The sequence below is a fragment of the Enterobacter sp. V89_11 genome (assembly GCF_029967775.1).
Taxonomy (GTDB): domain Bacteria; phylum Pseudomonadota; class Gammaproteobacteria; order Enterobacterales; family Enterobacteriaceae; genus Enterobacter; species Enterobacter ludwigii.
This window is the reverse complement of sequence record NZ_JASCAN010000024.1, coordinates 141,227-167,002: the sequence shown is the minus strand read 5'-3', so window position 1 is coordinate 167,002 and position 25,776 is coordinate 141,227. Positions and strand designations below refer to the sequence as shown.

Genomic DNA, 25,776 nt, shown 5'->3' with positions numbered 1-25,776 from the left:
TCAGGATAATCTATGCATCGTTCGGGTCTGACAGAGCTGGAAGTGGTCATGGCGGTTGTGCGGCGCGGCAGTTTTCGCGGGGCGGCACAGGAGCTGGGCATGTCCGCCACGGCGGTAAGTAACGCTATCGCCGGGCTGGAGAGCCGCCTGGAGACGCGCCTGTTTAACCGCACGACCCGCAGCGTGGCGCTTACCGACGCCGGGCAGCGCTATGTGGCGCGTATCGGCCCGGCCCTGCAGGCGATACGCCAGGCCAGCGAAGAGATCCACAGTGATACCGGCGAACCTGCCGGCACCCTGCGCTTAAACGTACCGAACCATATCGGTGCGCTCTTTCTGGATCAATTGCTGATCGACTTTATGATCCGCTACCCGAAAATGCGCGTCGAGACGCTAAGCGAAGCACGAATGATCGACATCGTCGCAGAAGGTTACGACGCCGGGATCCGTCTTGAAGAATCCGTGCCGCAGGACATGATCGCCGTGCCGCTGACCGGTGAGATCCGCCAGCTTGTCACCGCCACGCCGGACTACTTTGCCCGCCACGGCACGCCGCACACGCCGGAGGATCTGCTCTTACATCAGGGGATCGGTATGCGCATGGCGCACGGTGGGATCTACCGCTGGGAGCTGGCGCGTCACGGAGAACACTACGCTCTGGCGGTACCGCCGCGCTTTGCCACGTCCGATCTTTTCGCCTCGATCCGGGCCGTGAAGGCGGGATTAGGGATAGGGTTTTTACCGGAACTGTATATCCGGGAAGAGCTTGAAAGCGGAGAACTGGTGAGCGTGTTAAACGACTGGACGCAGCCGTTTGCCGGGCTGCGTTTGTACTATCCGGGGCATCGCCACGTCCCGCCAGGGTTACGGGCGCTGGTGGCGATGATCCGTGAGCGCGGGGTTATTCGAGGTTAGCTTTGTTCAGCCCGTAAGCCGCGTCCAGCGAGCCCGGCGCCATGCGGGACGTGATCCCCAGACGGTTCCAGGCGTTGATCGCCACAATGGCAAAGTTCAGCTCTGAAATTTCCACGTCCGAGAAGTGCTCCGCCACGCTGCGGTAGAGCGCATCGCTCACGCCATGCACGCTAATTTGCGTCAGCGCTTCGGCAAAGGCCAGCGCCGCTTTCTCACGGGCGCTGAACAGCGGGGACTCGCGCCATGCCGCCAGATGGTACAGGCGCAGCTCGCGTTCTCCGGCGATTTTGGCCTCTTTCGAGTGCATATCCAGGCAGAAGGTACAGCCGTTCAGCTGTGAGACACGAATGTCGATCAGGTGCTTCAGCGCCGGGTCGAGAGAGGTTTTCGCCACTTCCATGCTCAGGTTGGACAGCGCGTTGGCGAGGGCAGGTGTGATCTTATGGTGGTTTACGCGAGTGCTCATTGTCTTTCCTCTTTTTTGTGCGGCATATGTCATGCGATGAGGACAATCTACGCGGATAATGACATAGTAAAAAGACACAAAAACCGTCAAACGAGGTAGGACATGAAACCGGGCTATCACGCTATTTATACCCGCTATCGCGACAACATCACGCGTGGCGTGCTAAAGCCTGGCGACAAAGTCCCCGCCATTCGCGTGCTGGCGGAAGAGCTGAAGGTGGCGCGCAAAACCGTTGAAACCGCCTACGCCATCCTGACGGGCGAAGGGTATCTGGTAAGCCAGGGGGCACGCGGCACGCGGGTCAATCCGGACCTGTTACTGCCCGCGCAGCACGCCCCTGCGGAGCAGACCACCGGCACGCTTCCAGCCTCGCTGATCGGCCAGCGCGAACGGGCAGGTTTTCTGCGCCCCGGCATTCCCTCCCTCGACAGCTTTCCCTATAAAAAATGGCTGCTGCTTTCAGGCCAGGCGACGCGCGCCATGCGCCAGGAAGAGATGCTGAATCCGCCCGTGCTGGGCTGGTATCCGCTGCGCCAGGCGATTGCCAGCTACCTTAATATTTCACGCGGGCTCGCCTGCACCGCCGAGCAGGTGCTGATCACCAGCGGCTACAGCGGTAGCCTGCGCCTGATCCTCGATACGCTGGCCAGCCGCAGCGACAAGGTGGTGTTTGAAGATCCGGGCTACTTTATGGGCCAGCAGTTGCTCAAGCGGATCGTGCCGCGCCTGCACACCGTGCCGGTCGATCGCGCCGGGATCGATACGGAATACCTGCTGCGCCACCATCGCGATGCCCGCTTCGCCATTGTCACCCCGTCGCACCAGAGCCCGCTGGCGGTCACCCTCTCTCTGCCGCGTAAACAACAGCTTCTCGACTGGGCGAGTCAGAACGAGGCCTGGATTATTGAGGATGACTACGACGGGGAATTTCACTACACCCGCAAGGTGCTGCCGTCGCTAAAAAGCCTCGACCGGCACGACCGGGTCATTTTTATGGGCACCTTCAGCAAAACCATTATGCCGTCGCTGCGCATGGGCTACGTGGTGATGCCCGCCAGCACCCTCGGGGCGTTTACCGACTGCGCGGACATCGTTACCAGCGGCCAGCCGGTGCTGACGCAAAAGATCCTCACCGCCTTTCTCAACGAAGGCCATTTTTTCCGACATCTTAAGAAGATGCGGGCCCTGTATCAGACCCGGCGGGAGTGGATGATTAAGGCTTTACAGGAGGTGTATGGCGACCTGTTTTTCACCGAGCAAAACGACGGTGGGATGCACATCGTGGCATTCCTTTCGAAGGGGAGTTGTGACCGGGAAATCGCGCACTGCTGGCAAGCGCAGCAGCTGCAGGTTAACGCGCTCTCGGAGTGGTATCGCGGCTCGGGCAAGCGGTACGGCCTGGTGATGGGCTATAACAACGTGCGCACGTATCAGGAGGCGGTGGCACTACTTGAAAGGCCAAAACAAGAAACGCTGGAATTACTACTCTGAAATCAGATAGCTATCCACGCCATAAAAGAACGTGATAAAGATACAATCTTGAGCCTTTTTTATATTTCTAAGGAAAAGAAAATGAAAGCCATTCTGGGATTTGACTACTTATTAACGCCACGCGTGCTGGTCTTCTTCTACTGGATCGTCATGCTGGTGATTTTGATTGCCGGCGTGTATTCCATGTTTACCGATCATCTGATCACCGGATTTATCGGGATGATTTTCAGCCTGATCGGCTGTCGCGTGACGTTCGAACTGATCATGGTTGCGTTTAAGAATAACGAATATCTGCGCCGCATCGCTGAAAACACCGCGGTGAAATCAGTCGAATAATCTCTCCGTTGCGCCGGGTAGGGGTTTCTCCTTACCCGGCCAGCGCCGACCCTGCCCGCTTACACATCATAGCGCGACAACCCGACATCCTTGAGCTGCTCGTCACTCATCTTGCTCAGGATGCGACGGGTGCGGTGAATACGGTACCAGTTGCGTAGCGTTTTGCCGATCCAGACAAAAACAATAAACGGACGTTTTGAACGGTTCTCGTAAAATTCCATGATGCTCTCCTCACTGTGCCAGTAGCGTTATCATCATGGAATTCAGGGCGTACAATACAGATTCAAAAACATCTTTTGTTTAACATACAGATCCGCTAAAAGTGTATCTGCATGCCGTTTTTTGCGGCAATCTGTACTGGTTTTACAATCTGTATGGTGAAAACAAAGGATACAGCATGACGCGCTACCAACATCTCGCCAACCTTCTGGCGGAACGCATTCAACAAGGGCTGTATCGCAGCGGTGAACGTCTGCCGTCGGTGCGCGCGCTGAGCCAGGAGCATGGCGTTAGCATCAGCACCATACAGCAGGCCTACCAGATCCTCGAAAATCTGCAGCTGATCACGCCTCAGCCACGCTCCGGCTATTTTGTCTCGCAACGTAAGGCCATGCCACCCGTACCGGCAATGACGCGTCCGGTGCAGCGTCCGGTAGACGTCACCCAGTGGGATGAAGTGATGATGCTGCTGGATGCCCGTGCCGACAAAGAGATGATCTCCTTTGGCGGCGGCTCGCCGGACGTCAATCAACCGAGCCTGAAACCGCTGTGGCGTGAAATGAGCCGCATCGCGCAGCACAATCCGGGCGAGATGCTGAGCTATGACGTGCTCGACGGTCGGCTCGAGCTGCGCGAGCAGATCGCACGGCTGATGCTGGACGGCGGCTCTACCGTGGCCGCGAATGAGATTGTCATCACCAATGGCTGCCACGGCGCGCTGTCGATTGCCCTGCTCTCGATATGCAAACCGGGCGATATTGTGGCCGTGGAATCCCCGTCGTTTCACGGCACCATGCAGATGCTGCGCGGGTTCAACATCAAAGCCATCGAAATTCCCACCGATCCCGAAACCGGGATCAGCATTGAAGCGTTAGAGCTGGCGCTGGAGCAGTGGCCCATTAAAGCGGTGATCCTGGTGCCTAACTGCAATAACCCGCTGGGTTTTATCATGCCGGAAGCGCGGAAGAAGCAGGTGCTGGCTCTCGCCCAGCGGCACGATATCGTGATCGTGGAGGATGATATTTACGGCGAGCTGGCGGCGGAATACCCGCGCCCGCGCACCATTCACTCCATGGACATTGATGGCCGCGTACTCCTGTGCAGCTCGTTTACCAAGACCGTGGCACCGGGCCTGCGCGTCGGCTGGATTGTGCCGGGGCGCTATTACGACCGGGTGATGCACATGAAATACGCTGCAGGCGGCTTTAACGTGCCGGGAACGCAGATGGCGGTGGCGGCGTTTATTCGCGACGGCCATTATCATCGTCACGTTCGCCGTATGCGCCAGATTTATCAGCAGAATATGGAAACCTATACCTGCTGGGTACGGCAGTACTTCCCGGCGGAGATCTGCGTGACGCGCCCGCAGGGCAGTTTTTTGCTGTGGGTGGAGTTACCGGAAAATGTCGACATGGTGTGCGTCAGCAAGCAGCTGTGCCGGCTGAAGATCCAGGCGGCAGCCGGGTCGCTGTTCTCTGCGTCCGGCAAGTACCGCAACTGCCTGCGGATCAACGTTGCGTTACCGCCAACGGAGAAGCATCGCGAGGCGCTGAAGAAGATGGGTGAGGCAATTGTGATTGCGATGGAGGCGTAGTGCGGCCTGATGCCCTCCTCCACCAGGCCGGGCAAGGCGTCACCGCCGCCCGGCACTGTCACCGACTCAAAACGTCCATGAAACGCTGCCAACGATACTGCGTTCCGCGCCGAAATAGCAGTAGGAGAGCGAGTTACACGCCGCCACATAGCGTTTATCGGTCAGATTATTGACGTTCAGCTGCGCGCTCATGCCCGTGAGCCCCACCTTCGACAGGTCATACCCCACCACCATATCCACCAGCGTATACGACGGCAGCGTATGGGTGTTCTGGCGATCGCTGGTAATGCCGTTAACGTAACGAACGCCGGATCCGACGGTCAGACCGTCCATCGGGCCCGTTTTCACGTCGTAGCTGAGCCAGGCACTGGCCATATTCCGCGGCGCATAGACGGCGCGCTTGCCCTCCTCTTCCGGGCTGCTCTTCTTGTAGCGAATGTCGGTATAGGTGTACGCCGCCTGCATGCGCAGGCTGTCGGTCAGTTGACCCACCGCTTCCAGCTCAACGCCCTCGGACTCGATCTCACCGATGGAACGGTACGGATCGGTCGGCTCCTCTTTGGTGGCGATATTCTTCTGGTTGATGCGGAACACCGAGGCGCTGAACTGGCTATTCATCCCCTCGGGTTCATACTTCACGCCCGCTTCCAACTGCTTGCCTTTCATCGGGTCCAGAATGTTGCCCTGCTCATCGGCGAAGCTGGTCGGCGTAAAGGCCGTGGAGTAGCTGACGTACGGCGCGACACCGTTATCAAACAGATACAGCAACGCCGCGCGGCTGCTGACGTTGTTCTTATCCAGGTCGCTGCGGGTATGGTTAACGTTATCAACGTTCGACACGCTTACCTGGTCATAACGCCCGCCCAGCGTCAGGCGCCAGCGGTCGATGGACATCTGATCCTGCAGGTAGTACCCGGTCTGGCGCAGCTTATGTTTTTCCTTGCTGTACTGGGTGATGTAATCCGGTTTCGCACCGTAAACCGGGTGGAACGCGTCGATGGGCGGGAAACCGCCGTAGTAGCCGGTCACGTTATTGGTACGGTCCTGATAATCCAGGCCGATCAGCACGCGGTGGTTAACTGCCCCGGTATCGAAACTGCCGTCGACCTGGTTATCCAGCGTGATGGCATTCATCTTCTCGTCAGAACCGGAATAGCCGCGGTTGAGCTCGGTATCGTTCAGCCAGCCCGCGGCATATACCTGATTCAGCTCCACTTTGGTGTGCAGATAGCGCAGCTTCTGGCGCACCGTCCAGCCGCTGTCGAACATGTGCTCAATGTTGTAGCCCACCATGTTTTCCCGACGATCGTACTTGTCGTAGTCATCCTCACCTTCAAAGAAGGTGTTGGTGATTTTCTTACCGTTATGCGGCACCACGGTGCCGTCATAAGGCAGGCCGGAGTGGCTCCCCCCTTCCGGATCGCGGTGCAGATAGGCCATCAGATCCAGACGCGTGTTATCAGTGATGCGCCAGGTCAGGCTCGGCATCAGCGCGTAGCGCTCTTCCTTCAGCGGATCAAACTGGGAATCGGCATAGCGGGTCATCCCGCTGAGGCGCACCGCCACGCGGTCGTTATCATCAACCGGGCCGGTGACGTCGAACATCGCCCCGCGCTGGTTATTGTTCCCGGCAAATAGCTTAATCTCCCCACCCGGATCGAACGACGGCTTGCGGGAGGTCAGCGCCACGATACCGCCCGGCGATGAACGGCCGTACAGCACGGAGGCCGGGCCACGCACCACCTCGATATTGTCGAGGAACCAGGGATCCACCACCAGCGAGCTGTGAGAGTTGGTGTCTCCCATCATCTTCAGGCCGTCGAGGTAGACATTATCCAGACTGCCGTCGGAGAAACCGCGCAGCACCATGTAGTCGAAGCGGTTTGACGCGCCAATCTGGTTGCTGTAAACCCCCGGCGTGTAACTCACCGCCTGGCGCACGCTGGTCGCGCCCTGCTCTTCAAACTGCTCGCGGGTAACGATAGAGACCGACTGCGGAGTCTCTATATCCGGCGTTTCAAGCTTGGTGGCAGCAGATTGCATCTGCGACGTGACCACAACGGTGTCCGTTTTTTGGGCATCCTGCGCCAGTAAAGGAAAAGCGACGCTACCGGTAACCCATCCCACCAGCAGTGCCAGACGTGACTTAGCAAACATAACCCTCTCCAAAGGTATTTCTTATTGTTAATAAGAATTATTACCTTTTTGAGAGAGCAAACAGCTATGCGCGCCGCCAGGATACGTATGCGCGGTGCTAAACCGCACGGGTTGCGTTCGCGCGAAGAGAGAAAGTAGGTTAGCGGCGTTTGCGCACGTCGCCCGGTGCAATACCGTAATGGCGACGAAACGCGGTAGCGAAATTGGTGGCGTGCTGATAGCCACACATCCACGCCGCCTGTTGCACGCTATAGCCTTCAAGCAGATAGCGACGCGCCAGCGCGAGCCGACATTCACGCAGGTAATCGAAAAGGGTGCAGCCGTAGCGTTGACGAAACTTGCTGCGCAGGCTGCTCGGGCTCATGGCGGCGAGGGCGGCCAGCTGCGCAAGAGTATGATCCTGCTCCGGAGACTGTTCCAGCCTGCTGCGCACGCGTTCAAGACGCGCATGCTCAGGCCGGCACGGGAAGGATTGCTGGCGCTGCGCCAAACCCTGTCCCAGAAGCTGATACATCAGCCCTTCCAGCAACAGCTGACGGGATAACGCGCTTAGACCCTGCTGCTGAGCATGCTGGATCCCCGCAAGGATAAACTCAGGGACGTGCCAGACCAGAGTGGGCGCATTCAGGCTTTGCCATTCCTGGAGCAGCGACTCAAGCAGGGTCTCGCGCCTGGCATCGTGTGGGAACAGGCCAAACGAGAGCGTTTTCAGCGTGCTGTCGGCATCGTGACGCGCGCACATTATCTGCTCTTCACTCAGGCGGGAGCTGAAGGCCATGCCGGATCGTACGACATATTCAACGCCATTAAGCGCGATCGTGACGCCCCCTTCCAGCACCACCAGCATATAGAGTGGGCTGCTATGGCGAGAGGTGGTTTCGTAAGGTTGTAAAACGCGAACGTTGGAGTGGGTCAGTGAAATGCCGGATGAAAGCGTCATCTCTTCCACATTCCCCTGCAACACGGCACGGTTGTTGACCTGCGCATCTTTTAACTGCGGGAACCGGTAGTCGATGCCGTAGCGCTCGCCGAATATCTGAAAATCCTCAACAAAAAACAGGCGTTTCGCTGATCTATTTTCACGCTGGAGCATATGACGGTGCCTGCATCGGGGAAAGGACAAACGAAACAGTACCATTCATTGGTGGTGGCAGCAATCACTGGGCATAAAACGTATTACGCTCCGGTCTGAGCCGGAGCGAAGAAATATATTTCAGTTAAAGAGATATATTTATGCTTGCTGCCACTCAGCAAAAACCTCTTTATGGTTTTTGGTCAGGACAACTTTATTATCATCCACTTTGTCCACCCAACCGAGCGGTATAAAGTGGTGCTTCCCACCGGATTCCGGATCGCTTTTCGCAAGCTTGATGCGCTCACCATCCAGATGGTCCACAACACCGACGTGTGTTCCGCAGCTGGCGACAACCTGAGCGTGATCCATAATTGCGTTTTTATCTACCATAATAATTCTCCCGTTTTGGTTATTTGGCCGTTGCACGGAATTAACTGTAGCGCATAAATTTGGCTTACGGGCGCTTATTAGCATTTTGAAACATCATTGACACAACAGGATATTATGACTACCGCGAGGCATAGCGAAGCATAATGAAAAAATAAGAATAAGATGAATTATTCTCGCAGTTTATTTTTTATTTCATAATTACATTATCGCAACCAACGAGGAGGCATTAATGACGATTCGTAATATTCGTAATAATCGTACAGAAATTTCACTGGCTCTTGGTGAAGCGGTTTTAGACATTGTGCAAAAAGGCCACGAGCTGTCGCGTGAAAATCTGGCGCAGGCGATGAAAACAAAAGCAGAGAAGGAGCGCGACGATGAGCGGCTCCTGAATTACTGGAAAGCCTGTAATATGCTGGTCTGAACGAGGCGGCGTTTAGCCTGGCTAAACGCCGCCAGCCGTTACTCGTCGAAGAACCAGTAGCCCTGGTTAATCAGTCCGGTCAGTTCGTCAATAAACGCCGGATTGTTCAGCGCCTCGCCCAGCTCAGCCTGGCCGAGTTCCGTGTAGCGACACAGCACGTCCGCAGCCTTCGCATCTACCGTTTCCAGCAGTTCGCTGTTGATGAAGACGCTGCCGTTGATATTCAACACGCGCAGACCACTCAGGCGAGACAGCGTTTCGCCACCCTGCAATGCATCAAGCACTTCTTCTGCCGTGTACGGCGGTTCTGCGGTGGCAATATCCAGCTCATGGCGCGGCGTCGAGACAAAGCTACCGAACCATTTTGTGAAATCATCAGGTTTGCTGATCATGTCGATCATCATCTGGCGAATACGATCCAGCTCGTACTGTTCCACGCGTCCAGGGTGTTCGCGGCAGGTCAGATCCGGATCGCTGTAGTGCTCGCCGCCCAGATCGTTTTCCAGCGCGTAATCGGCAAAGCTGCTGATCAGATCGCGGCCGTTCGGCCCGCGGAAACCGACGGAGTAGTTGAGCGCCGTTTCGTGGGTAAAGCCGTCGTGCGGGAAGCCTGGTGGAATGTAAAGGATATCGCCCGGGGCCAGATCTTCGTCGATGATCGGCTCAAACGGATCAACGTGCAGCAGAGCCGGATGCGGGCAGAACTGGCGCATTGGCAGCTTGTCACCCACGCGCCAGCGGCGGCTTCCCATCCCCTGAATGATAAACACATCGTACTGATCGATATGCGGGCCCACGCCGCCGCCAGGGACAGAGAAGGAGATCATCAGGTCATCCAGACGCCAGTCTGGCAAGACGCGGAACGGGCGCACCAGCTCCGCTGCAGGCATGTGCCAGTGGTTTACCGCCTGCGCCAGCAGCGACCAGCCGGTTTCGCCCAGGCCATCGAAGTGCTCAAACGGACCATTGCTGGCCTGCCATTTACCGTTGGAATGGCTGACCAGACGGCTATCGACTTCAGGCTCCATCGCCAGCCCTGCCAGTTCGTCCGGGGTAATCGGGTCGACAAAATCAGGGAAGGCATTTTTCAGCACTACGGGTTGTTTCTGCCAGTATTTTTCAAGAAATTCCGGCCAGTTCAGGTTCAGTTGATACGCCATGGGTAGCACCAGTGAGAGGGTAAACAGGCGCGATTATAGGGGAGACGGTCAAGGGGGAACTTGTCATGGGTCAAACGAGAGGAGAAGGCCGGCGCAAACGTCCGGCCCTGAGGGATCAATCCAGCTTCAGATCGTCATAATGCGTAATCAGTTTACCCACAATGCCGTAGTCCAGCGCTTCTGCCGGAGACATCCAGAAGTTGCGGTCGGTGTCTTTTTTCACTTTTTCCAGCGGCTGGCCGGTGGCGTCAGCGATCAGCTTGTTCACGCGATCCAGCATGCGGATGATCTCACGCGCTTCAATCTCAATATCCGTCGCCTGACCACGCACGCCACCCAGCGGCTGGTGGATCATAAAGCGGGTGTTGGGCAGAGAGTAGCGGTGCTCTTTTTTCGCCGCCAGGAAGATGGTGATCCCGGCGCTCGCCACCCAGCCGGTGCCGATGATGTGTACGTCCGGACGGATGAACTTGATGAAGTCATGGATGGTATCACCCGCTTCCACGTGGCCACCCTGGCTGTTGATGTACAGCTTGATCGGATCGTTGCTCACGCTTTGCAGCAGGATCAGTTGGGTAATGACTTTTTGCGCCAGTTCCTGGTTGATCTCACCGGAGATAACAATCGAGCGGGACTCGAGCAGTTTTTGCTGCAGCGCGCCCGCGCCGTTTGACCCTTCCGCTTTATCCTTATCGCCTTCTTTCAGTGTGTAGTGCATTGTTATGTCCTCAGCATTTAGCGCTCAAAACCAGAGTGTAGCCTGTTTTACCGGTCAAAGTCCTCAGGCGCACACAATGCGAACATCCTGCGCCGCAAACGCGTCGATAACGTCCTGTTTAATATTCGCGTCCACCACCAGCACATCAATGTCCCGGCTCTTTGCCACGACAAAGCGCGCCACGCCGGGAAGCTTGTCAGCAGTCAACGCCACGATGGTCTGGTTGCTCTGGGCGATCACCGCTTTTTTGAACGCACAATCGGCAAAATCAAAACCGGTCAGCCCCATCTCAGGATCCATCGCACAGCCACCGATAAAGGCCTGATCAAAGATAATCCCCTCAAGCTGGCTTGCAGCCGTGGCACCCACCGTCGCGCCGGACGCCCGCTGGATCTGCCCGCCGGTGATGATCACCTCGCACAGCGGATGTTGCAGCAGCGCGGTCGCGATGGCCGGGGAGTTGGTCACCACCGTCACGCTGAGTTCGGCAGGAAGGGCTTTCGCCAGCGCCAGGTTGGTGGTGCCCGTATCCATAAAGATACAGCCACCTGCTTTGATCAGCGTTGCCGCTTTCTGCGCGATTGTGGCTTTTTGTGCACTGTTTTCCTGCTCGCGGCGGCTAAATGTCCCCGCATCCGGCAGCTGAAGTACCGCGCCACCGTAGACCTTTTTACAGAAGCCCTCTTTGCTAAGCTCATGTAAATCACGGCGAATGGTGTGCTCGGAGACCTTCATTTGTGTCGCCAGTTCGGTGCACACCACCCTTCCGCTCTCCTGAAGGATCTGACGGATCAGCGCTTGTCGTTGCTCCGGAAAAGCAGCATAATCGAGCATTATAAGTCCTTTAAAATAACAAAACCGAGCATCAAAGCGCATAATGTTGCACTGCGCGTGCTCTGTCAATCAGCACTCACCGCGAGGATAACAATGAACATTGCCCACGTTGCACTCTGGACCCGACACCTTGATGCACAGGTACAGTTCTGGGAAACGGTTTTTGGCGGACGCCGTAATGAACGCTACCTCAGTAAAAATCGCCCGGGCTTTGCGTCACATTTTATTACCCTGGATGGCGGTCCACCCCTTGAACTGATGACGGTGCCGGACCTGCCCGACGCCCCGGCTTATCCGGAGTTTATTGGCTGGGCGCATATCGCCATTCACGTCGGCAGTCAGGCTGAGGTGGACCGTATGGCGGCGCAGGCGCAGTCAAACGGCACCCTGCTCAGCGCCCCCCGCATGACCGGGGATGGGTTTTATGAAGCAGTGATTGCGGACCCGGACGGCAACCGGATTGAGCTCACAGGAGAGTAAAAGACATAACGCCTGCCATGCAGGCGTTAATGTTTAATTCACCGTGGCCGGGCGCACCAGATTTTCCTCGTCCTCACGTTGCTGCGCTTTCTCGTGCTGACGTTCCGCCAGCAGGCGGCAAATCTCCGCATGCTTCTCCTCGGTAAAGGTAAAGCGCGACATAAACCCAAGCCGGATCAGCGAGCCGATGGCGGGCAGCAGACAGATACCAAAGAACAGCCCCGACAGCACGCCGTCACTCTGGGTTTGTGCCTGCGGGACATAGCCGATCATCGTCAGAAACACGCCGATTAGCCCACCGCCGACCGCCACCGACATCTTGCCGGTAAAGGTCTGTCCGGAGAAGGTGATCGCCGCACAGCGCTTGTGGGTGTGGTACTCCGCATACTCGATGGTGTCGGCAATCATCGACGAGGTGAGAATGTTGGACATCATCACGAACAGCGTACTCAGGCCAAGCAGGATAAACAGCATCGCCGTCTGCTGATAGCCCACAAACCACATCACCACGCGTACCGCCACATCCAGCCCGCAGAGGATCATAAACAGCTTCCGCTTCTGCATCTTGCGCGTCAGCATCGGGGCGACGAGACACACCACCGCCGCCATAATCCCCATCACGCCGATCGCCATCTGCAGGCTGCCGTCACCCATATTGTTGATAAAGAAGTAGATGTAGAGGCCGCCGGCCACGTTATGGAACACGCAGAAGAAGAACGACAGCAGAACGATAAACAGCGGCTTGTTCTGGCGCAGGTTATGGAAAGTGTCACGTATCGTCACCTTTTCCGGACTCGGCGGCACACGCTCCTTAATCTGCATAAAGCCGTTGAGCATCAGCGGCAGGCCGACCAGCATCATCACCAGCGCCGCCATAAAATAGCCTTTGTCGTTGCTGTACTGGGCGAAGAACGCCGCCAGTTTCGGGAAGAAAATGTTGGCGCAGGCGATCCCGGCGTTGACCCCCAGCATGGCCGCCGTCACCGCGCGGGTGCGCTGCCCGGAGTCGTTAGTCATCACCGACGACATCGACCAGAACGGGATATCAGAGATGGCGTACAGCGTTCCCCACAGAATGTACGTCACCCCGGCGTAGAGAATTTTGGTGGTCATGTCCGCTTCGATTTTATAGAACGACAGCAGCGTGACGCCGGTAATGAGTAACGGGGCGATCAGCAAAAAGTGGCGAAACTTGCCGAACCGGGTGTTAATGGTGTCCATTATGCTGGCAAATAGCGGGTCGTGAACCGCATCCCACGCGCGGGCAATCAGGAAGATAGTACTCGCCGCCAGCGCCGAAATCCCCAGCACGTCGGTGTAAAAATAGTTAATAAACGAACCCACTAAACCAAAGCTAAAACACTGACCTAATCCATAACCAAAATAAGACCACAACTCGCGAGACGGTATTTTCATTGTCATTGCCATAGTGCGTACCTGGTTGCCCGGCGGCAGACCGCCGGGTCGATATTATTAGCCCTGCGCTTTCGGGGCGATCTTACGGAGCTTCTTCATTAAGGCCATTTCACTGCGCGAGAACGGGATACCGTTCTCCTCAAAGACGTCGTGGAACCAGAGGCGGCAGTAGTCCGTAGACTCCTTCATCACCACCGGCCACGGCAGCCACGTCTGGGTTTTACCGCGCACCAGCCCCCACTGATATGGCGCGACCTTCGCCGTGTACATCAACGGAAGCTGCTCCTCGAGGGTGCTGCCCACGTGGCGGGCCAGCCATTCGGTGCAGAAGATTGGCCGCCCAAGCGCCTGCAGCTGCTGGATAATCGCGGTCATGCGTCCGGTGTTGGTGTAAGCGTGGAAGCTCACCACGTCGGATAGCGCCAGCGCGGTTTGATCCAGCGGATGCTGATAAAACGTCTCGCCCTCCTCTTCCGCCGGCAGACGCCACGCGCAGACGGTGAGCGGCTGAGTGGGATCCTCTTCACGCACCCACCGGAACGCCAGCTTCATCAGCTCATGCGCGCAGGTCTCCAGCTTCGCGTCGTACTGCACCTCCTGCGTACCGGTCGCAAAAATGCCGCGGTTGCCCGGCTCGTTATACAGATCCCACAGCAGTACGCGCTCATCGTGGCGGAACTGGCGGATAACGTCGCGGATATAGCGCTCAATCTGCGGCCAGCAGTCGGGATCGCAGACTTTATCGCGCCCCGGGCTCGCTGCCGCCTGGCTGTTGTGCTTGCCCGGTACCGGCGGTTTTTGCGGCCCCAGATACGGTTCATCGCCGGAGAAACCGCAGTCGTCCATCAGGGTCAGCATGGTGCTGAACCCGTGGCTGTCGGCCATCGCCAGAAACGCGTCGATGCGCGCCATCAGGCCGTCGCGGTCGTGTTCCCAGACAATAAACGGCAGGTTGATGCGCAGGGTGTTGTAGCCCACCTCCGCCGCCCAGCCCAGTTCGCGGTCAATGGTATCGGCATCGAAGGTCTCTTCCTGCCAGATATCGGTCCAGTTCACCGCCGTTGACGGTAAATAGTTAAACCCACACAGCCAGCCCTTTTGCTGATACCACGCCTGTGCCTGCTCCCTGCTCCACTGCTCTTTCATTACGCGTCCTCTTACTGATAATATTTAGCTAATAAATATTAGTTGCGGGATAAATGCGCAATTCATGACGCTCCGAAAAGCGACAGCCTTCACAAAGTTCACGCAGGCGCGAATAAGAAACGTGATCGACGGCGCGTAAGCGAACAGTTAGGGTATGATGCGGTGTCGCGAGAGGGAGAGGACGGATGAAGCGAAAAACAAAAGTCACGATGAACGATATTGCGCGGGCGGCGGGGGTGTCGCAGGCGACGGTATCGCTGGTGCTCAACCAGTCCCGTAACATCAAGCTCAGTGACGAGACCCGTCAGCGGGTGATCGGCGTGGCGACCGAGCTCGGTTATGACCGCCTGCCTGCCATTCACGCCCCGCGCAACCAGGAGGAAATCGCCCTGCTGGTAAGTTCCCTGCAAAGCTTTGATCCCTTTATCGATGCCATCAGCCAGGCGCGGGAAGCCGCATGGCGCAACGAAGCGCTGCTGACGGTGTACGACTACGGTGATGACGTAGAGCTGGCGCTGAACATTATCCGCCAGCTGGAGAAGCGTAACTGCGTGGGGATCATCCTCGCCTCCCCCGTTACCACGCTTGTCGACATGACCGCTTTTCAGGACTGCACCCGCATTCCACTGGTGCTGCTCAATCAGCGCGACCCCGGCTCGCCGCTGCTGCCGTCGTTTATTCCGGACGACTACGCCAACGCCTTCCAGGTGACCAAACACCTGATCACCTGCGGTGCAACGCGTATCGCCCACATCACCGGCGAGAGCTGGATGGAGGCCTCCCGCCAGCGGCTGGCCGGCTATCAGGCCGCCTTACAGCAGGCCGGTTTAGCCTGTGACGAGAGTCTGGTGCGCCAGACCAACTGGCAGTTCAGCGAATCCTTTACCGCCACCACCTCTCTGCTGGCGCTGGACAAACGCCCGGACGCCATCTTCTGCGCCAGCGACTGGCTGGCGATCGGCTGCTATCAGGCGCTGGCGGTAAACGGCGTGCGCATCCCGCAGGATATGCTGCTGGCGGGCTACGACGACCAGAAGATCTCCGAGCAACTCACCCCACCGCTGACCAGTATCCAGCTCCCCTACAGCGAACTGGGACGGCTGGCGGTGGAATACCTGTGCAATCAGGAAGATGCCGCCACCCACGTGACGCTGGCGGGCAGGCTGAAGGTACGGACATCAAGCCTCGTCTGAGGTGAAGACCATTCCGGCATAGGGTTTCTCCCGGCACGCCGCCAGCCGCGCGGCGAGGCTGCCCACGTGCAGCTCCAGCTTGTGCCCGTCCGGGTCGAGAAAATAGAACGATGCCCCCTCACTTTTGTTCTGCTTCCAGACGGTAACGCCTGCCTGCTCCAGTTTGTGCGAGAACGGTTCAAAATCTTCCGCCGCAACGGTAAACGCGTAGTGGGTATAGTCGCTCTCCTGCGGCGGCACGTAACCGCGCGCCTTGTCATACGACAGGCAGACCCACAGATCGCCGCAGGTAAGATAGGCCCCGGTATTCCAGCGGGCGTGCAGCGTCAGCCCCAGCAGCTCGTGCCAGAAGGTGACGCTTTTTTGCAGGTCGCTGACCGCGAGGGTCAGATGGTTGAGTGATTGCAGCATGACGTGCCCTTTTGTTTTTTGCGCCAGACGTGGTACGGTAACTTCATGAACATAAACCACGCCGTGCTCACCGTAAACCGCTGGTGGCTGCCTTCTTAAAGGCGGCACGGAGTAGTTTTCCCCATTTTCAGATAGCCGCCGAAAGGCGGCTTTCACATTTCTAAGACCCCTTTCGGCACTTGCACATTAAGGAGTCTTTATGAACGTTCAAACCATCCTCACCGGCGACCGCCCAACCGGCCCACTGCACCTGGGCCATTTCGTCGGTTCGCTGCGCCAGCGCGTGGCGCTACAGCAGACGCATAACCAGTATGTCTTGATTGCCGACCTGCAGGGGCTGACCGACAACGGCAGCAACCCGCAAAAAATCCGCGACAACATCCCTGAAGTGCTCGCCGACTACCTCGCCGCCGGCATCGACCCGAACCTGACGACACTCTGCCTGCAGTCCGCCCTTCCCGCTCTCGCCGAGCTGACAATGTTGTATATGAATATCGTCACCGTCGCCCGCGTCGAGCGTAACCCGACGGTGAAAAATGAGATTGCGCAGAAAGGCTTTGCCCGCTCGCTGCCTGTCGGTTTTATGGCCTACCCCATCAGCCAGGCGGCGGACATCACTGCGTTCAAAGCCGAGTGCGTCCCCGTCGGCGACGACCAGCTGCCGATGATTGAGCAGACCAATGAGATTGTGCACAAGATGAACAGCCTGTTGCCTGCCCCGGTGCTGCGCCACTGCAAAGCGATGCTCAGCGACACCGGCCGCCTGCCCGGCATCGACGGCAGCGCCAAGATGTCGAAATCACTGGGCAACACCCTACACCTTTCTGCCAGTGAAGAGACGATTCACCGTGCGGTCAGTGCCATGTACACCGACCCGAACCACCTGAAGGTGAGCGACCCGGGGCAGATTGAGGGAAACGTGGTGTTTACCTACCTCGACGCGTTTCATCCGGACAAAGCGAAAGTGGCAGCGATGAAGGCGCATTATCAGGCGGGCGGACTGGGTGACCGGGCATGCAAGAAGGAGCTGGAGGCGTGCCTGCAGGAGCTGATTGCACCGATGCGGGAACGGAGGGCGATGTACATGCAGGATAAAGGGGAGTTGATGGCGATGCTGAAGCGCGGCACGGAACGGGCGCAGGCGGTGACGCAGGGAACGCTGAGGGAGGTGAAGGTTGGGCTGGGGGTGCCAGTGTTTAGTTAAGTTAGTTTGAGCGGTGGAGTGCGTGGGATTGGCATGAAACCGCTTATTGTCTCATTTAAGATAATATTAATGCCCCTAATAATTCTTAATTTCTTGTGTAGATTATATAAATTGCTTTAATTGCATTAATATCACATTGATATTACTCTTTATAACAGATTTAAAGAGATACTATGGCTGACGTAGAAGATATCGCGAGGAGATTATGCAATATAATCTCCTCGCCTGATACCGTGACTGGGCTTATAAATGGAGGGCTATCTGTACCGTTAGATTATGGATATCGGGTTTATGGTATCGTTGACACGGACACACGATATACACGCAAGACTGAGAAAATAACAATAGAAAAACCAAAAACAAACACTACGGCAGGGTCATATGAGTAAGTTTACCATCCCAATTATAAACCTGCTTCTTTGCTCATATTTAATTTTTGCCTATAGTCTTTGCTGGATTGAATTCGACACATGGCATGATAAAACAATCGCCTTTTCCATCATTACTATGAGTGCTTACATTATTTCATTAGTACTCAATAGATTACTGCCAGGAAAGAGACTTACTTTAGGTGGGATCCTTAACGTGTTATCAGGCCCTCTGCTCGTGGTAGGTGCATTTGCTTGCATAGCTATCCTTGAGCCGTGGCCTTTGAAAATCCCTGGCTTATTCATATGGGTCGTGGCGATGTTATATCTACCTTCTTTTATAAACATTTAATAGAACAGTGTGGTGCCGGGTGCCTCCCGGTGAGCAAAGCCCGCATAATGACGTTAACCTATAAATTATGCCCCACCGCACAGGGGGATTCACCACAACACGAAGTATATGAAAAATACCGCGATAAAAAAGCCATTCAAACCGACAATAAGACAACATTCGTTTCGCCATTTTGCTTAATCATGCCCTGCCAGACACACTACCGCATTCACCCTTCGGCTTATAAAGCATGTCCAGCGTAATAAATCATTGCTATCTCTTTGATAGCCTCAACTTTCGCCATCTTATTAACCTTTCGATTTATTGATGTATTTCATTTTTGTGCCAGGATTTTTAACGAATAAAAATGAATGCACGGAAGATACCCTACCTCTCCTCCGGCAAAGATATGGACAAATAAGATGAAACTCAGGATAACATTACTTTCAGTACTGCTGGCGCTTCCGCTATTTGCTCAGGCGACCTGCAACGTACCGGAGACGCTCTCCGGCAAAATCTTTATCAATAAAACGGGTCCGCTATGGTCTGTGCAAAACCCCAATGCCGATAGCCTGCTCCGGCTGGAGTTCACTGACGATACGTATACCAGCCATATCTTGCGCACAGGCGATAAGGTGCAAGGGAAATACCGTTATGAAGTTTTTAAAAGCCAAACAGGCCTGGCACACAGCGTAGGCGTTCTGGAAGCAGAGGAGGATTTTCAGGGCCAGACGACGCTGTTTACCCTCACGCTCGTCTGCCTTAGCGACAGCACCGGCACCTTTGTCTACAACCAGCGTCAGGGCGCCATTAAACCGGATATCAGGCAAAACACGGGGGTCTGGATAGTGCAGGATCCTGCGACCTGAAAAAACCTACTGCTATCCGGGACATTTTCTCTTCAGCATAACCGTGAAAAAGGACAAACAGATGAACACCTACCACGCATTCCCCTGGCAACGGGTTGTTAGCGCGCAGGGCTATACGGCAAAATCAAAGGAAAATGTAATTCACTTCACCGACACGCTGTTCTGTATCGACGGTAGCGGCACCATTGTGGATATTATTCAACATAACGATGGCGCGTTCCGGCACGTACGTGACGCCGCCTGTAAAGCGGGTAAGCTCACTGAACTCTCTTCTGACCAGTATCTTCTTCCCGGCCTGATCGATTTGCATGTCCACGCCCCGCAGTGGCCTCAGATGGGCAAGGCGCTGGATAAACCGCTTGAGAAGTGGCTGAATGACTACACGTTCCCGCTGGAAGCCCGATACGCCGACGTCGATTTTGCCCGCCGAAATTATACAGAACTGGTCAGCGCGTTGTTGGCGAACGGCACAACCACCGCCGTCTACTTCGCCACCCTGCACACTGAAAGCAGCGTCGAGTTGGCCCGCATATGTCTGGCCCAGGGGCAGCGCGCCCTGGTGGGCCGCGTCGCGATGGACGATCCCTCCCAGTGCCCTGACTATTATCGGGACGAAACGGCGGCATCGGCCGAGGCGGAAACGCGTGCATTTATTCGCGCTGTCGCAGAGTTACCCGGTAATACGGCAAAACGTGTGCTCCCGGTTATCACCCCGCGGTTTATTCCCTCCTGCACGGACGACCTGCTGAAAAGACTGGGCACAGTGGCGAGAGAAACAGGCTGCCACGTGCAAACCCATTGCTCAGAAAGTGACTGGGAACATGGTTACGTTAAAGAACGCCTGGGGAAAACGGACACCGTGGCGCTGCGTGATTTTGGCCTGTTGACCCAAAAAACCATCCTCGCGCATTCAAACCACATTGAAGATGACGATGCTGACCTGATTAAGAAAACGGGGGCTGGCGTCGCGCACTGCCCCCTTTCAAATTTCTATTTTGCCAATGCAGTATTCCCTCTGCGAGCAATGCTGGACCGTGGACTGAACGTCGGGTTAGGCACCGATATTGCCGGTGGCCATAGCCCCTCGGTATTTGATGCCTGCCGCCATGCCATCACCGCCAGTAAAGCCCTGAATGATGGCGTCGATGCCCGTATCAAACCGGAACACCGCGGCAGACCAGGCTCGGCAGTCAGCTTCAAGGAAGCATTCTGGTTGGCGACAGCCGGTGCGGGTGGCGTGCTTGAGCTGCCTGTAGGAAAGCTGGAGGTCGGATACCAGTTCGATGCCATCGTTATCGATACCCGGGCTGCAGGAAGCGATATTTATATTCATCCTGCTGAAGACCAGCCTGAAGATAAACTGCAAAAAATCATCTTTAACGCCAGGCGAAATAACATCAGCCGTGTCTGGGTAGACGGAAAAGCCGTGAAAGTTCAGTAAGATCATACAGCGGCACCGTCTGCGGCATCATCGTGGCTCCCTGTGAAATGCTTTCTTTTCTCAGGGAGAGGTATGCCCGAAGCGAACCTGGTGTAAACACGAAGCAGGGATTCTCCGCATGGCTGAACCAGCAAGCGGGGAGCTGAAGTTTTGCAGCGACCTGTTTGCCCCCCGTGTTCGGCCATTGTCATCTTCCCTGCTAAGTTTGAAATGACTTGAGTACACGTCTGCACGAAAATGCGCGCGCCAGCCAAACATGTTCTCACCCTGTTTAGCCCTTTTTCACCTCGTAATCCGGTAGCGAGAATCGAGTGATAAAGGTATTGAGCGCGTTGGTATCAGGTAGCGCGGTCAGCGCCCCTTTGCGCGTTGTCGCGAGGGCACCGCAGGCGCTGGCCTGAGCCATGGACTGGTGGAGTTGTTCAACATTCTGCGGCATCCCGCGATGTGCAATCCAGGCCAGCAACCCTGCGACAAACGCGTCGCCAGCCCCGGTTGTATCAATACTGTTGACGGTATAACCGTCGAAATGAATAACGCTGTCGCGCCACAGCACCATGGCACCTTGCTCACCGTAAGTCACGACTTTGAGTTGCGCGGGCAGAGCATTGAGAGCATTAAGCGCATGGGAAAAATCGTGAGAGCCGGTCATCCAGTGCCACTCTTCTTCCGAGAATTTAAGAATGTCGGCCTGGGCGGCGAAATGACGCACCGTCTCGAGCATTTCATGCTTATCGGGCCACATTTGCTCCCGTAAATTCACGTCGAAACTCAGTAACCCCCCACGCTGTTTTACATGGCTGATGGCGGTGACGAGCGTATGACGACACGTTTCGGCGACCAGGGCCAGAGAGCAGAAGTGCAGAATATCGTCGCTAAAACCGGGCAGCGCATCGGGCGTTAAAAATTGATCCGCGGAAGGGTTGGTTAAAAACGTAAATCCACGCTCGCCAGCGCGGCCCAGAGAGACCAATACCGTGCTGGTTCTGTGCTGATTATCCAACTGCAGACTTTCGGTTGAAACGCCTGCGTCAGACAGCGTTTTCTTCAGAAAATAACCAAAGTCATCCTCACCGACCCGGCCAATAAAACCACTCTGGCAGCCCAGACGCGCAGCGCCAATTGCCACATTGAACGGGGCACCTCCTGCGCAGGCCTGATATTGCATGTCTGAAAGCGGTAGAAGATCCACCACTGCATCGCCAAGAGTCCAGATATTCATGACATTTCCTCAATAATAATTAACTTTTTAAATGTGACCTGCGGGAAGGTCACTTTTTTAATAGTGCTTAAGCGTGAACAGGTGCCATGGATTATCCAGGCATACGGGTTAAAAGTTATAATCCAGCATCAGCTTATATTCGGTGGTAACAGCCTCACCGTGGGTTACCCAGCTTCCGTCCTGTTTTATCAACGAGCCAGTAACTTCTCCCGACACGGTAAAACGAGAGGTTAAAGGATAATTCGCCGATACCTTCAGGAAGCGGTTGCGGGTATTCTGGAAGACTTCGCCATCTTCAGGCTGCGCATTGTATTTCTTATAATGGCCATACCCGCCGCTGAGCGTTGTGGATAATTTCCCCCAGTTGCGCCAGACGCCGACAGACGTGGTCCAGCTTTTTTCGTCAATATCGCCCCACTGCGCCCTGTCTAAAATGGCAGAGGCAAATTGCTGGCGGAACCAGACGCCGGTGGTGTTATTAATAATATATTGCACGCCAGGCTCAATCTGAAATGAGCGCACGTCGCGGTCATTTTGCGATCCACCGCTGCGGCGGTGATCGATCTGCTGATACAAATAGTTAAAGAATGAGAAATTGTCCGTAACCCGAAGATCGGTAAAGAACTTAACGCGGCCTTGCCAGCGGTCCTCGATTGAGGCGCTTCCACCCATAACATCCCAGCCATAGCGCAGACGTTTATAAAAATATTCATGGCCGATGATCAACTGAGTCCACTGGTTTTGACTAAGGTAAGACTGATCCTCCCACGTCCCGTTATAGTGGGTGGTTCTGCCCTCAGAAAAAGCCAGATACCAACCGGGTAACGCATCGTGTCGCATCACGCCTTGTACAAACGTCAGTGAATCATTCCCGTTGTGGAAATGGCTGTTACGCCAGTTATTGTCCTCAATGGCATATTTCATCTTCAGTTGGCCATGAACGCGGCCACCGGCAGGATTGGAGGAGCGGGCTGAGGTCCACATAACCTCTTCGTCCAGATAGGACCACGGGTCCACGGCAACAACCTTTCCCGAGGGGTCCTTCATGATGCTCATGCTCGCATTCGCCAGCGCGGGAAACAGAAGAGCAAAAATAACAGACAGGGCATGATAGTTTTTCATAATAATATCCCGTTAAATCATTTCTTTTATTTTCAACGTCGCGTGAAAATGGTCGTTTTGAGGCAGGCTAATACTCCACGGCTTCTCCTGCATGGAATACATCCGGGTACTGAATGCCGCTTTATTGTTTATATAAAAGACAGCAATTGAGTTTTGAATGAGAACGCGTAACTCAATTTTTTCCCCGATCGGAACATCCACCCAGGATTCCGCGTTAGCCTGATGAATCGACGCGAGCGGCGCGTTGAAAAAATAGACTTTTCCTTTGCTCTTATTGAACACAACGTTCAGCATCGCATCACTGACTCTGTCGTCGGTCAGACCAAAGCTCATCACCATTCCGGCAGAAGGAACATCGATGGTTGCGCTCAACTCACCGCGTTCAGGCAAGGCCGGGTACAGCGCCGACTGTAAGGGGCCGAACGACGTGGCCGTTTTAAGCGTTTTGGTGCTCGTTAAGGTGGTTACCGGACTAGGATTGTCACTGATGACCTTCTGAAGCTCCTGGGGCAGGATGCTGTTGAGCTGGCCCTGGTCATCTGCGGTGAGCTCATGGGCAACCAGATTCCCTGCCCAGTCAATGTTGCCGCTGTCTCGGTTACCGGCTTTCGTCGGGATCCAGCCGAAAACAAACAGCCGATCGTTTTTGAGAACCAGTTTCCCCGCGTAAAAACCCGAGCCGTCGACCACATAATTGCCCAGTTTCCGCCACGGCCCCTCCGGATTATCCGCAACCCGATATTGTGTCAGGCGTAACGGCCATTGGTCGCTAAAGCTGAGATACCAGCGTCCGTTGAAGTAAACCAGTGTCGGGCATTCGAGGTTGGCATTGCTGGTGATGGTGTCGTTATCAAAAAATACGCCGCGATCTTCCCAGTGCGTTAAATCCGTTGAACTGTACCGGGCAATAACCCCACGACCGTTACTGCGGGTAGTAATTAACATCCAGTATTCTTTCTTTTCCTCAACCCAAACGACGTGAGGGTCCCGGAAATCATTACCCCGATAGTTACCGCCGGGTAAAATGGTGTCCTGCGGGTGTTTCACCCAGTGAAGGCGGTCCTTACTGGTCGCGTGCATAATAGACTCAACCGGGAACACATTTTCATTGTGTGCGGTGTACCAGGCATGCCAGGTATCGCCGACTTTAATAATCGAACCGGTTCCCAATAACAGTTCAGGATCGTCAACGTCGTTAACGTAGGGGATCACTTCGGAATGGTTCTGATAATCATACAAGTTGGCACTCGACAAGAGATGAAAAGCATGTACCCCCAGATCGCTGCCGCCGCGGACATCATTAAGATAATAAATATCAAATTTGCCATCGTTAAAAACGGGCATGGGGTCGCCCACAAATGAACCGTCAACCCGCGGGAAAAAGCCATTAATATGGGTGATACTTTTATTCTGTAATGTTTCTTTCGAAGGCTGCGCCCAGGCAGGATTATTGCCGATTGAAAGCGCAAGCAGCGCGACAGATGCCGCAACTATTAATTTTTTCATGCTACACCTGAATGTCAGAAGTTATAATTCACGCCAACCACGGTAAACGGGTTCCATGAGTGACCGGTCGATGTCCAAAGCCCGGTTTCTTTCGTAAATTGTGCTTTGAATTCACCGTATAATCGCACTTCACCAAATACCGGATAACTCAGCGTGCCACCGATAAACTTATACCGACCGTCATAGAAAACTTCGCTGGCATTGCTGGCGTTATCTATTTTGTCCTGGCCAAATCCAACATACAGGGAGGTTAATAATGGATACCAGTTTCGCCAGAGCCCAGCCGTGACTTTCCATTCTTCTTCGACAATATCGCCCCAGCTCTGACGTTCCTGGCGGTTATGGTAATAATAGGGTCGCAAATAGAGTCCGAGATCCGGATTCACGCGGTATTGAATGGCTGGCTCAATTTCGAAAATGTACTGCTCCAGATCGCCATTCCCCGGTTCGTTCCCCTGAGGCTGGTATTCGCCATATGCGTATCCGGCCAGGCTCCATTTGCTGGACAGTCGCAGGTCCTGCCAGACCTTGAACCGGTTTTTCCAGCGTTTCGTTGCCGTTTCGGAGCCGACCATAACTTCCGTACCGATATTCCCTCGCCAGGTTTCGAAAATATGGCCCACAAAAAATTCATTGATGGTATTGGTGCCTTGATAGTCCTGATTACTGAACTGTCCTTTATAACTGTCTTCTCTGGCATTCCAGAAACCGAAATACCAGTTAGGCAATTCATCGTGCCTTAAAAAAGCCTGAATGGTGGCGAGTTTAAACTTGCCGCTGTTTTTCTTATTATTGCTCCAGCGAACATCGTCAATTTCTATCTGAGACCCGATGTTTCCATGCAGGCCACCCACTTCCATGTTACGACCGATACTGTTCCAGTGAACCGGCGGGTCTTCCTGCCTTAAACGCAACAGACTGACGTCTTCGGGGTTATCCCCTTTAGGACGCTTTTTCACTTCCGCTTTTTTATTCTCCGTTTGCGCCGATAACGTCACGGGCTTTGACGAGGTCGTGAGTTCAGGTTTTTGACCTGCAGCAACCGGAGAAGACGAAGCACGAAGGGACGATTGTTCATTACCGTTATTGGCTGATGATACACTCGTACCGTTGGTGTCTGATTCATCCTGAAAATAGCTTTGATAGTTTCCTGTAACGTCTTCAGCAATGGCAGGAAATGCCGCTAATATCACCATTAATGCCAGCGTCTGTTTTCCTGGAACAAATATGTTTTTATCTTTCGAGGTAATGCAATTTTGAGGTATTACGCTTTCATCCATTTTGCTCT

Annotated in this window: 26 protein-coding genes and 1 pseudogene; 12 read left to right on the top strand and 15 right to left on the bottom strand. The window is 55.0% G+C overall.

Annotation, left to right across the window (positions count from 1 at the left end):
• Positions 1-12 precede the first annotated feature (12 nt).
• On the top strand, positions 13-915 hold the full coding sequence (locus tag QLG09_RS18150; protein ID WP_025205665.1) for a LysR family transcriptional regulator: 903 nt from the start codon (positions 13-15) through the stop codon (positions 913-915).
• Here QLG09_RS18150 and QLG09_RS18145 read toward each other — a convergent pair.
• Positions 902-1,381 carry a carboxymuconolactone decarboxylase family protein gene (locus tag QLG09_RS18145; RefSeq protein ID WP_032679560.1) on the bottom strand — a complete coding sequence of 160 codons (480 nt, stop codon included), beginning with the start codon at positions 1,379-1,381 and terminating at the stop codon, positions 902-904. The two genes, QLG09_RS18150 and QLG09_RS18145, sit on opposite strands and share 14 nt — an antisense overlap.
• 102 nt (positions 1,382-1,483) lie before the next feature.
• On the opposite strand from QLG09_RS18145, the gene QLG09_RS18140 reads away from it, so the two are divergent.
• Both QLG09_RS18140 and QLG09_RS18135 read left to right on the top strand, forming a co-directional pair.
• Positions 1,484-2,872 carry a PLP-dependent aminotransferase family protein gene (locus QLG09_RS18140; protein WP_014168459.1) on the top strand — a complete coding sequence of 463 codons (1,389 nt, stop codon included), beginning with the start codon at positions 1,484-1,486 and terminating at the stop codon, positions 2,870-2,872.
• A gap of 81 nt (positions 2,873-2,953) precedes the next feature.
• Positions 2,954-3,208 carry a DUF4282 domain-containing protein gene (locus QLG09_RS18135; RefSeq protein ID WP_020885330.1) on the top strand — a complete coding sequence of 85 codons (255 nt, stop codon included), beginning with the start codon at positions 2,954-2,956 and terminating at the stop codon, positions 3,206-3,208.
• A 59-nt stretch (positions 3,209-3,267) separates the two neighbouring features.
• Here the strand turns inward: QLG09_RS18135 and QLG09_RS18130 are convergent, their stop codons facing one another.
• Complete coding sequence (locus tag QLG09_RS18130) at positions 3,268-3,429, bottom strand: DUF1127 domain-containing protein (protein ID WP_014168457.1); 162 nt, start codon at positions 3,427-3,429, stop codon at positions 3,268-3,270.
• Positions 3,430-3,605: 176 nt separating this feature from the next.
• Here QLG09_RS18130 and QLG09_RS18125 point away from each other — a divergent pair, with 176 nt between their 5' ends.
• The gene (locus QLG09_RS18125; RefSeq protein WP_020885331.1) at positions 3,606-5,021 is read left to right on the top strand and encodes a PLP-dependent aminotransferase family protein; all 1,416 of its coding nucleotides are present in this window, start codon (positions 3,606-3,608) and stop codon (positions 5,019-5,021) included.
• A gap of 66 nt (positions 5,022-5,087) precedes the next feature.
• Here the strand turns inward: QLG09_RS18125 and foxA are convergent, their stop codons facing one another.
• From foxA to QLG09_RS18110, 3 genes are all read right to left on the bottom strand, one after another.
• Complete coding sequence (foxA, locus tag QLG09_RS18120) at positions 5,088-7,196, bottom strand: ferrioxamine B receptor FoxA (protein WP_282489263.1); 2,109 nt, start codon at positions 7,194-7,196, stop codon at positions 5,088-5,090.
• A 121-nt stretch (positions 7,197-7,317) separates the two neighbouring features.
• Positions 7,318-8,271, bottom strand: coding sequence for an AraC family transcriptional regulator (locus tag QLG09_RS18115; protein ID WP_047743305.1), 954 nt, complete (start codon positions 8,269-8,271; stop codon positions 7,318-7,320).
• 138 nt (positions 8,272-8,409) lie between these two features.
• The gene (locus QLG09_RS18110; protein WP_020885334.1) at positions 8,410-8,643 is read right to left on the bottom strand and encodes a DUF2171 domain-containing protein; all 234 of its coding nucleotides are present in this window, start codon (positions 8,641-8,643) and stop codon (positions 8,410-8,412) included.
• Positions 8,644-8,872: 229 nt separating this feature from the next.
• Between QLG09_RS18110 and QLG09_RS18105 the strand changes: the two genes are divergently transcribed.
• The gene (locus QLG09_RS18105) at positions 8,873-9,067 is read left to right on the top strand and encodes a DUF2767 family protein (RefSeq protein WP_020885335.1); all 195 of its coding nucleotides are present in this window, start codon (positions 8,873-8,875) and stop codon (positions 9,065-9,067) included.
• A 38-nt stretch (positions 9,068-9,105) separates the two neighbouring features.
• Here QLG09_RS18105 and QLG09_RS18100 read toward each other — a convergent pair whose 3' ends face one another.
• From QLG09_RS18100 to QLG09_RS18090, 3 genes are all read right to left on the bottom strand, one after another.
• Positions 9,106-10,227, bottom strand: coding sequence for a cupin domain-containing protein (locus tag QLG09_RS18100; protein WP_025205676.1), 1,122 nt, complete (start codon positions 10,225-10,227; stop codon positions 9,106-9,108).
• A 115-nt stretch (positions 10,228-10,342) separates the two neighbouring features.
• Positions 10,343-10,945 (bottom strand): ATP-dependent Clp protease proteolytic subunit, encoded by a 603-nt coding sequence (locus tag QLG09_RS18095; protein ID WP_014168451.1) that lies wholly within the window; start codon positions 10,943-10,945, stop codon positions 10,343-10,345.
• A gap of 63 nt (positions 10,946-11,008) precedes the next feature.
• A complete protein-coding gene (locus QLG09_RS18090; RefSeq protein ID WP_020885337.1) occupies positions 11,009-11,779 on the bottom strand; it encodes a DeoR/GlpR family DNA-binding transcription regulator in 771 nt (256 codons plus the stop codon).
• A gap of 93 nt (positions 11,780-11,872) precedes the next feature.
• Here QLG09_RS18090 and QLG09_RS18085 point away from each other — a divergent pair, with 93 nt between their 5' ends.
• Complete coding sequence (locus QLG09_RS18085) at positions 11,873-12,259, top strand: VOC family protein (RefSeq protein WP_282489233.1); 387 nt, start codon at positions 11,873-11,875, stop codon at positions 12,257-12,259.
• A 33-nt stretch (positions 12,260-12,292) separates the two neighbouring features.
• On the opposite strand, the gene QLG09_RS18080 is transcribed toward QLG09_RS18085, so the two are convergent.
• Both QLG09_RS18080 and QLG09_RS18075 read right to left on the bottom strand, forming a co-directional pair.
• A complete protein-coding gene (locus QLG09_RS18080; RefSeq protein WP_228176100.1) occupies positions 12,293-13,687 on the bottom strand; it encodes an MFS transporter in 1,395 nt (464 codons plus the stop codon).
• A 45-nt stretch (positions 13,688-13,732) separates the two neighbouring features.
• Complete coding sequence (locus QLG09_RS18075; protein WP_049023625.1) at positions 13,733-14,821, bottom strand: cellulase family glycosylhydrolase; 1,089 nt, start codon at positions 14,819-14,821, stop codon at positions 13,733-13,735.
• A 185-nt stretch (positions 14,822-15,006) separates the two neighbouring features.
• Here QLG09_RS18075 and QLG09_RS18070 point away from each other — a divergent pair, with 185 nt between their 5' ends.
• Positions 15,007-16,014 carry a LacI family DNA-binding transcriptional regulator gene (locus tag QLG09_RS18070; protein ID WP_049023626.1) on the top strand — a complete coding sequence of 336 codons (1,008 nt, stop codon included), beginning with the start codon at positions 15,007-15,009 and terminating at the stop codon, positions 16,012-16,014.
• Here QLG09_RS18070 and fosA read toward each other — a convergent pair.
• Positions 16,000-16,425 carry a FosA/FosA2 family fosfomycin resistance glutathione transferase gene (fosA, locus tag QLG09_RS18065; protein ID WP_049023721.1) on the bottom strand — a complete coding sequence of 142 codons (426 nt, stop codon included), beginning with the start codon at positions 16,423-16,425 and terminating at the stop codon, positions 16,000-16,002. The genes QLG09_RS18070 and fosA overlap by 15 nt on opposite strands.
• 199 nt (positions 16,426-16,624) lie before the next feature.
• Between fosA and trpS the strand changes: the two genes are divergently transcribed.
• The 5 genes and pseudogenes from trpS to guaD all read left to right on the top strand — a co-directional run bounded on the left by trpS (position 16,625) and on the right by guaD (position 20,638).
• Complete coding sequence (trpS, locus tag QLG09_RS18060) at positions 16,625-17,629, top strand: tryptophan--tRNA ligase (RefSeq protein WP_049023628.1); 1,005 nt, start codon at positions 16,625-16,627, stop codon at positions 17,627-17,629.
• Positions 17,630-17,802: 173 nt separating this feature from the next.
• Positions 17,803-17,970, top strand: a pseudogene (locus QLG09_RS18055) (hypothetical protein); the annotation flags it as partial.
• A 40-nt stretch (positions 17,971-18,010) separates the two neighbouring features.
• Entirely contained in the window at positions 18,011-18,349 is a 339-nt protein-coding gene (locus QLG09_RS22400; protein ID WP_049023629.1) for a hypothetical protein, read from the top strand.
• A gap of 401 nt (positions 18,350-18,750) precedes the next feature.
• On the top strand, positions 18,751-19,197 hold the full coding sequence (locus tag QLG09_RS18050) for a hypothetical protein (RefSeq protein WP_044858805.1): 447 nt from the start codon (positions 18,751-18,753) through the stop codon (positions 19,195-19,197).
• Between the two features lie 61 nt (positions 19,198-19,258).
• Entirely contained in the window at positions 19,259-20,638 is a 1,380-nt protein-coding gene (gene guaD / locus QLG09_RS18045; RefSeq protein ID WP_049023630.1) for a guanine deaminase, read from the top strand.
• 271 nt (positions 20,639-20,909) lie between these two features.
• Here guaD and QLG09_RS18040 read toward each other — a convergent pair whose 3' ends face one another.
• The 4 genes from QLG09_RS18040 to QLG09_RS18025 form a co-directional block, all read right to left on the bottom strand.
• Complete coding sequence (locus QLG09_RS18040) at positions 20,910-21,860, bottom strand: aminoimidazole riboside kinase (RefSeq protein ID WP_049023631.1); 951 nt, start codon at positions 21,858-21,860, stop codon at positions 20,910-20,912.
• A 108-nt stretch (positions 21,861-21,968) separates the two neighbouring features.
• On the bottom strand, positions 21,969-22,982 hold the full coding sequence (locus tag QLG09_RS18035; RefSeq protein WP_020885345.1) for an OmpG porin family protein: 1,014 nt from the start codon (positions 22,980-22,982) through the stop codon (positions 21,969-21,971).
• Between the two features lie 12 nt (positions 22,983-22,994).
• Entirely contained in the window at positions 22,995-24,488 is a 1,494-nt protein-coding gene (locus tag QLG09_RS18030; RefSeq protein WP_049023633.1) for a glycoside hydrolase family 32 protein, read from the bottom strand.
• Positions 24,489-24,502: 14 nt separating this feature from the next.
• Positions 24,503-25,768, bottom strand: a complete 1,266-nt coding sequence (locus QLG09_RS18025) for an OmpG porin family protein (RefSeq protein ID WP_049023634.1) — start codon at positions 25,766-25,768, stop codon at positions 24,503-24,505.
• Positions 25,769-25,776 lie beyond the last annotated feature (8 nt).